A 7,369-nucleotide genomic window follows, 5' to 3' on the forward strand; every position below is an offset into this window, starting at 1 on the left:
CACACGCCATGCTGAAATCGGGTTTCTACCGCCCCACAGCCATCGCGGTCATGCCGTACGGCGACCGGAACGACGTGGCCTGCAGCCGCAATCTACCCACGGCCCCCATAACGTCTGCGGGCTGCGAGGAAAACGCCGCTCCCACTCTCGTCATCCACGTCAGGTCGCCGCTCAGACGCTGAAGCAGATCGGGATACGCAGTGAGCGCTCTCACACTCGGATCCCAGCCCGGGTTGTATCCTGCGCGGGGAAGACTGCCATAGACGTCACGATACTGATGCACCCACTGATTGGCCTGAACGACATCCAGCGGATGCGCGCAAGCCATAAACACGTCTCGGAGAATGTTGTCCGGATAGAGCGCAACCGGGGACACCAGAATCTCCAGTCCGTTCGCTGAAATCTGCGGCACGGCCTGGGGCAGGCTCTGCGGGTACGACTGCTGATAGTACTGGGGAACCGGCTGCGGCAGCGGAGCGGCGCGCGGCGAAACGACGGTGCTCACCTGCGGCGCGGTCTCAACATAGATCGGACTCATCAGCTTCACGTAGAGCTTGGTCTCGACGGGAAGGATGACATCCGGACCGCGCTTCGGCGTGGCCAGCAGCTGAAACAGAGTGGTCGGAGGAAAGAGCAGCAGGAACGCGTCCCTCTCGCGATGGACCGGCCCCTGAAGGCCGCCGTCGGGCTTCACTTCGCCTTTTTCGCCCTTCTTCTTCCCGACATCGATAACCTTCGCCGACACGCCGTCATAAACGTCCCCCGAAGGCGTGATGATTTCCTGAACTGCGATGTTGAGTTCGGATCGACCGATAAAATGGCCCGCGCGCTGCGACTTCACAATGCGGCCCACGACGTTCGATCCCCTCGGAATCAACACCGGGCCGCGATGGCCGGAAGTCCGGACGTCATCCGCCAGCGAAAGCAAAATAGGATCGTTGTCCTGCACCTTCGCTGTATTTACAGTCTCATTCAAGATCACCGGAAGGACCGTCCCCTCCGGTATCATTAATTCTGGAACATTGCCGGCCAACATGACCGCAAATAACCCCGCAATCAGCATGAAAAACCTCCCTCTTTAAACGATCTATTACCAACTATTACCAACGACGACCGCGGACAGGCGCATAGTAGTAGGCACGTGGATAGCGCGAACTGATGATGGCTGCGGACGCAATTCGTCCGACAGCACCGATGGCCGCAGCGCCAAGGATCACGGAGGGCGGATAGGCCGGCGCTACGACAACCGGCCGAACCGGCTGGGCATATACGATTGCGGGCTGCTGATAAATAACGGTGGGCGCCGGCTGGTAAACGACAGCGGGCGGCTGCTGGTAAACCACATTCGGCAGCGGCGCTCCCTGGTAAACAGGCGCTTGTTGATAAACCGGAGGTTGCGGATAGGCCGTTTGCGGGTAAGGCGGCTGCTGATAAACCGGGGCCGGCTGTTGAACAGGCTGCTGCTGAACCGCTGCAGGAGCCGGAACCGCTTGCACCGGCGGTACTGCATTCAGTAGCCAGACACCCGTGGTCTCGTCATAACACGCCCAACCCTGAGACCGGCCGCCGGCCGTCATGTACTGTTGCGGTGAAGAACACGTGTAGCTCTGAATCTGTCCTGTCGAAGTGGTCACGGATGCTGCATTCACCGTGATGCCATTGATAACAACCTGCTGCGGAATACGGTTTTGCGCTGGAATCTGGGAAAACGCGTTCGAAGTGGAAACAGTGAAAAGCGCGGCCAATCCGGCAGCCAAAAAACTCGCCCTGTTCATACAACCTCCTGGACGTTGGCGTCCTCAGGCTCTATTTAGATCACATTGGAGTATTCTGGTTGAGTTAAAAAATGTTACAGCCGTTTCCCGAAACTGTCCGTCTATCTTCTGAGAGAAAATTGGATGGACCAGAACTTGCTATTTATCCGGAACGATGCCGGCACTCTGAACCATGTCACCGACGCTCTCCAGGCACGTGGGTATTCGGTTGCCACCCGCTCCAATTCTGAATTCTCGTTGGATCCGGCGTTCGCCGCGGACTTCGACCTGATCCTGATCGATCACTCGGAACCTGAAGTCAATGCGCTGGATATTTGCGCCGGATTGCGCCGGCGCGAGGTTGAAGCGCCCGTCATCGTTTTCGCTCCACCGAACCCGGTGCAGCAACGAATTGCCATTTTCAACGCAGGCGCAGACGACTACCTGCTGAAACCCGTCGATCTCGATGAGCTGCAGACTCGCGTTGAACGGCTGCTCGCGCGGGTTGTCCGGATGAGAAAGTCCGACGTCTTCGCCTATGAATTCGGTCCGATCCGCGTCGATTTCCGCGAGGCGGAGCTGGCCAGGAACGGTTCGGTCATCGAGCTCACGGAACGGGAATCGCGGCTGCTTCGATATTTCGTCGAGAACCGCGGCAAGACGATTTCCCGGAACGCCTTGCTGCAGCACGTCTGGGGATATAACAGCGCGCCGCTCACGCGCACGGTGGACGTTCACGTTCTGCGGCTGCGGCACAAAATCGAAAACGACCCCAAACGCCCGCGCTTCATTATCACCGTGCCGGGATTAGGCTATCGCTTCGACGGCTGACACTCCCAGCCGATCACCGTTTCAATCTGCGCGCCTGCTTCCAACAACATGCGTTCCTCCAGCGGCGGCGCAGTCAATTGCACACTGACCGGCAGGCCGTCTTCCGCAAGCGCATGCGGAAGGGTCATGGTTGGAAAATCGCTCAGCGTCCACGGTCCGTTCATGATGGGATCGCCGGTCGTTACGATCCCTCGCGGAGCCCCCGCGCGCGCTGCCGGTGTCATGATCAGGTCGAAGGTTTCGAATAACTGCGCCATCTCCCGCTGATACTTTCGCCGCAAGCGCTTCGCCCGGATGTAGTCCGCGGCGTCGACGAGCATCCCGGTCTCGATGAGGGCTCTCAGCTTCGCCGCGTACGTTCCGGAATGTCCGGCGAACAGATGCTCATGCAGCGAAGCCGTCTCGGTTCGCAGGATCATCCGCAGAATCGATTGCTGAATGTCGAAAATCGCGGGCAGGCCGGCTTCGCCGATAGAAAATCCAGACGCCGCAAGCTTGTTCGCGAGCGCATCCGTCAAGCCCCGCGTTTCGGGCGTTGCATTCTCATAAAAGAATTCACGCACGATGCCGATCCGAAGGGGCCGCGGGCGGTTCGGCTTCCCCATTGTTTCCAGCGGCGACTCCGTCAGGACATCGAGCATCAATTGGAGATCCGCCACCGACCGGGCGAATACTCCGGCATGATCGAGCGACCATGCGAGCGGAAATACATTCGAGAGGCTGATCCGCTGCCGGCCCGGCATGACCGATACAACGCCACAAAATGCAGCCGGCCGGCCCACCGATCCGACGGTCTGCGTTCCGAGCGTCGCACCACACATCCCGGCTGCGACCGCCGCCGCCGATCCGCTGCTGGAACCACCCGGTGTGTGCTCGACGTTCCAGGGATTGCGCGTCGGCCCCGGATCGAGATTCGCGAATTGCGTCGTCACCGTCTTACCGAGAACGATGGCACCGGCCTCTTTCAGTTTTTCGACGGCGCGCGCATCCACGCTGGGAACGAAATCCTTAAAGAGGACGGAACCCATCGTGGTCCTCAAGCCCTTCGTATAAAAGATGTCTTTTATCCCGACCGGCACTCCGTGCAACGGCCCGCGGAATTTCCCGTCGCGCGCTTCGTCTGCGCAGCGCCGCGCTTCCGTGAGAACCGCCTCACGATCGATCGTGACCCAGGCCTGGATCCGCGGCTCGAGCGCGGCGATGCGCGAGAGCAGAGCATGTGCGTAGTCCACGGGAGAGAGTCTGCCGGCACGGATTGCGGATGCCGCCTCCGTTAGTGAGAGATGTTCAAAGTTCATCTTCCGGCTCGATAGGTATGGAGTGCAGTTTCCGGATATCGTCGGCCAGCTGGTCGAGATCTGGCGACAGCTCTTCAGCGCGGTCTTTGCCGAATTTATTCTGGGCAGCTTCTTTTAGATCCATATGGGTATCAAGCAACATTCCCCTCCGTTTTCAAGGAGGGGTGGCCGCGCGATCAAACATGTTAGAACGCGCGGACGGGGTGGTTGACAAAGAACCGCGCAGCGCTCCGATTTGTTGATGGAAGTTACCAACCGCCCCGTCTGCGCCGCTAAGGAACGTGATCATTATTTGATGGCGCAGCCACCCCGCCTTGCAAAGGCGGGGAATAGTCCACCACCAGACATCTGTCCCTACTTTTGCAAACCCGGAATTTACCATATCCTGAACCCGGCATGTCGATACCTCATCTCATACTCGTCCCCGGCCTGATGTGCGACGGCACCGTCTGGACGCATCAAGCCCGCGACCTCGCAACACTCACCACCATCACCATCGCCGACCACGGTTCCCTCCACTCGCTCGGCAAGATGGCTGAGGCAATTCTCCAGCGCGCGCCGGCGCGCTTCGCCATCGCCGGCCATTCCATGGGAGGCCGCGTCACGCTGGAAGTCTTCCGCCGCGCGCCGGAACGGGTCGCCGGCATGATCCTGATGGATACGGCGTACACACCGCGCCGCGAAGGCGTCTCAGGAGATCGCGAAGCGGAAGGACGACATGCGCTACTCGATGTCGCCCGCAAGGAAGGCACGCGCGCGATGGGAGCCGTGTGGGTTCAACGCATGGTGCATCCGAGCCGTCTCGCAGATGCCGCGCTGCTCGATTCGATCCTCGACATGATCGGCCGCAAGACCGCCGATATCTTCGCCGCTCAGATCCAAGCCTTGCTCGACCGGCCCGACGCAACGCCGCTGCTGGCCGGAATCCACTGCCCCACCGTTGTGCTGTGCGGCCGGCAGGACACCTGGGCCATTCTCAGCCAGCATGAAAAAATGTCCGCACACATCCCCGACAGCCGTCTCGTTGTGATCGAGGAATGCGGGCACATGTCCACGATGGAACGCCCCGCGGAGGTAACCGCCGCGATGCGAAGCTGGCTTACCTCTTTTTCAGTGTGAAGTCGCCCTGACGATCGTCGTGATTCCAGCTGCCCGTGATCTCGCCCTTTTCCAATTTGCCATCGATGATGAAGCGGACAGACTGGTTGGTCCGGCGGTTTACAGTCTGAGCCTCCATGTGCAGCTTGCCCGTTTTTGCGTCGTAGGTACCTTTTTGAATCGGAATGGGCTCGGGGACGCCTTCGCCGCCTGTCACATTACCGGTCAACGCTTTCCCATCCCATTTCAGAGACAGAGTCACCGGATTGCGGTCGCTCCGGCTCGGTCCCCAATCACCGGCCCAACTGCCGGTCAGCGGGTCCTGCGCCAGAACGGCTGTCACCAGGACAAATAGACTCATGAATCCGACAAAGGCCAAAGCTCTCGATCGCATGCAACCTCCATAGCTGTGGGACATGGCAAATCTGATGGTACACTGCCCGCGCAAAGCCGCCGAGTGAAACCTACCAGACCTGGCAGCGGCGATTCGCGGCGCGAACCATGGTGTCCCCGGCTTTACATCCGAACGCGGCGGCGAACTCCGGCAGATTCGATAACGGACCGTTCACGCGGAAGCGCGACAATGGATGCGGATCACTGAGCGCCTGCTGGCGCTCCGATTCCGGCCGCTGACTCATGGCCCAGACCACACCCCAGCCGATAAAGAACCGTTGTTCCGGCGTGAAGCCATCGATATTGGCGGGGCGCGGCTTTCCTTCCATGGATTTCTTCAACGCATCGTAAGCGATCGTAATTCCGCCGAGATCTCCGATCGATTCGCCAAGCACGAGCTTTCCGTTGAGATTCGTTCCATCCACCGTTTGATAACCGCTGAATTGTTCCTCAACACATTCGGCGCGGCTGCTGAACTTGCTGCGATCTGCCTCGGTCCACCAATTACGAAGGTTGCCCTGTGGATCGAACTGGCTGCCCGAGTCATCGAAACCATGCGTGATCTCATGGCCGATCACTGCTCCGATCGCGCCGTAGTTCAGCGCATCGTCCGCACCGGCGTCGAAGAACGGAGGCTGCAGAATGCCGGCCGGAAAGACGATTTCGTTATTCGAGGAGTTGTAGTACGCATTGACGGTCGGCGGCGTCATTGACCATTCGCCTTTGTCGACCGGCTTCTCGATTTTATCGATATCCCGTTTCTCTTCCAACGCCGCCGCCTGTCGTACGTTTCCGTAGTAGGCATCGCGCGTGAGCCGCAGCGACGAATAGTCTTTCCACCTTTCGGTATTGCCGATCTTTCGGGTGAATGCGGCGAGTTTGACGAGCGCCTGATCGCGTGTCGCCGGGCTCATCCAGTCGCTCTTCTGGAGGCGATCGCGGTAGGCCGAGACGAGATTGTCGATCATCGTGTTCATCCGCGCCCGGGCTTCGGGACGGAATTTCTTTTCGATATAGACCTTGCCGAGCGCGTCGCCGACGAGACTATCGGCGGCGGTGACGCAGCGCCGCCAGCGCGGCTGAAGCTCTTTTGCGCCGGTGAGCGTCTTGCCGAAGAAATCGAAATCCTCGTCCACGAACTTCGCGGAGAGCCGCGGAGCCGCGTCGTGCAGGACGTGCCATCGCAGATACGTCTTCCAGTCAGCGACGGACGTCGAGCTCAGCATGCGATCAAATCCCTCGAAAAACTTCGGCTGGCCGATATTGACCAACGGGACCGGCGGCGCGCCGCGGCCGGCCATATAGTCCTGCCAGGAAAAATGTGGTGTCATCGCGGCCAGTTCGGCCATCGAGCGTTTGTTCAGCTGAGACTTGGGATCGCGCCGCTCCGCCGGCGTCAGAGAGACTTCGGCAAGCTGCGTCTCGATTTTCAAAATAGCGGCCGCTTCTTTCGCCGAAACGTCGTGGCTGTCGCCAAGAAGCTCGAGCATGCGCGCAGCGTGCTTGAGGAATTCGTCGCGGGTCTGCTTCGACTTGTCGTCATTGCTGGTGTAGTAATCCTTGTTCTCCAGGGTCAGGCCGCCTTGGACGGCCCACGCGATCCGCCGCGAACTATCGTTGAAATCGAATGAAGCGCCAAAGAGGAATACGGCCGGGATTCCTTCCTGGTGCAGGCGCACGAATTCGGCCTGTAGATCCGAGGTATTGCGGATCCTGTCGATGCGCGCCAGGTCCGCGGAAATCGGCGACGCGCCAAGACCTTCAATGCGAGCTTCATCCATGCAGGATGTGTAGAACGATCCGATGATCTGCTCGTCGCCCTTCGGTGCGTTAGCTGCGGCCGCGTCCTGAAGAATCCCACGGAGAATGTCGAGATTCTGTTCGGCCAGAATCTGAAACGTTCCCCAGCGCGCGTACGCCGCCGGAACGGGATTGTCCTTGAGCCAGGCGCCGTTGACGAATTGATAGAAGTCGTCGCACGGCTTGCAGGTCGTG

The 7,369-nt window shown here is 59.7% G+C and carries 8 protein-coding genes; 2 read left to right on the forward strand and 6 right to left on the reverse strand.

Annotation, left to right across the window (positions count from 1 at the left end; translation table 11 throughout):
• Positions 1 to 25 precede the first annotated feature (25 nt).
• Together VGK48_06320 and VGK48_06325 are read right to left on the reverse strand one after the other, a co-directional pair.
• Positions 26 to 1,063 carry a DUF3300 domain-containing protein gene (locus VGK48_06320; protein HEY2380783.1) on the reverse strand — a complete coding sequence of 346 codons (1,038 nt, stop codon included), beginning with the start codon at positions 1,061 to 1,063 and terminating at the stop codon, positions 26 to 28.
• A 37-nt stretch (positions 1,064 to 1,100) separates the two neighbouring features.
• Positions 1,101 to 1,775 (reverse strand): hypothetical protein, encoded by a 675-nt coding sequence (locus VGK48_06325; GenBank protein HEY2380784.1) that lies wholly within the window; start codon positions 1,773 to 1,775, stop codon positions 1,101 to 1,103.
• A 123-nt stretch (positions 1,776 to 1,898) separates the two neighbouring features.
• On the opposite strand from VGK48_06325, the gene VGK48_06330 reads away from it, so the two are divergent.
• Entirely contained in the window at positions 1,899 to 2,585 is a 687-nt protein-coding gene (locus tag VGK48_06330) for a response regulator transcription factor (GenBank protein HEY2380785.1), read from the forward strand.
• On the opposite strand, the gene VGK48_06335 is transcribed toward VGK48_06330, so the two are convergent.
• Both VGK48_06335 and VGK48_06340 read right to left on the reverse strand, forming a co-directional pair.
• Positions 2,567 to 3,883, reverse strand: a complete 1,317-nt coding sequence (locus VGK48_06335) for an amidase (GenBank protein ID HEY2380786.1) — start codon at positions 3,881 to 3,883, stop codon at positions 2,567 to 2,569. The two genes, VGK48_06330 and VGK48_06335, sit on opposite strands and share 19 nt — an antisense overlap.
• Positions 3,873 to 4,007 (reverse strand): hypothetical protein, encoded by a 135-nt coding sequence (locus tag VGK48_06340; protein ID HEY2380787.1) that lies wholly within the window; start codon positions 4,005 to 4,007, stop codon positions 3,873 to 3,875. The genes VGK48_06335 and VGK48_06340 overlap by 11 nt, the downstream gene beginning before the upstream one ends.
• A 272-nt stretch (positions 4,008 to 4,279) precedes the next feature.
• Between VGK48_06340 and VGK48_06345 the strand changes: the two genes are divergently transcribed.
• Positions 4,280 to 5,002 (forward strand): alpha/beta hydrolase, encoded by a 723-nt coding sequence (locus tag VGK48_06345; protein HEY2380788.1) that lies wholly within the window; start codon positions 4,280 to 4,282, stop codon positions 5,000 to 5,002.
• On the opposite strand, the gene VGK48_06350 is transcribed toward VGK48_06345, so the two are convergent.
• Both VGK48_06350 and VGK48_06355 read right to left on the reverse strand, forming a co-directional pair.
• The gene (locus VGK48_06350; GenBank protein ID HEY2380789.1) at positions 4,983 to 5,375 is read right to left on the reverse strand and encodes a hypothetical protein; all 393 of its coding nucleotides are present in this window, start codon (positions 5,373 to 5,375) and stop codon (positions 4,983 to 4,985) included. The two genes, VGK48_06345 and VGK48_06350, sit on opposite strands and share 20 nt — an antisense overlap.
• Before the next feature lie 70 nt (positions 5,376 to 5,445).
• Positions 5,446 to 7,369 (reverse strand): M13 family metallopeptidase (locus VGK48_06355; protein HEY2380790.1); only part of this gene is annotated, 1,924 nt, incomplete at its 5' end.

This window comes from Terriglobia bacterium (genome assembly GCA_036496425.1).
Taxonomy (GTDB): Bacteria; Acidobacteriota; Terriglobia; order 20CM-2-55-15; family 20CM-2-55-15; genus 20CM-2-55-15.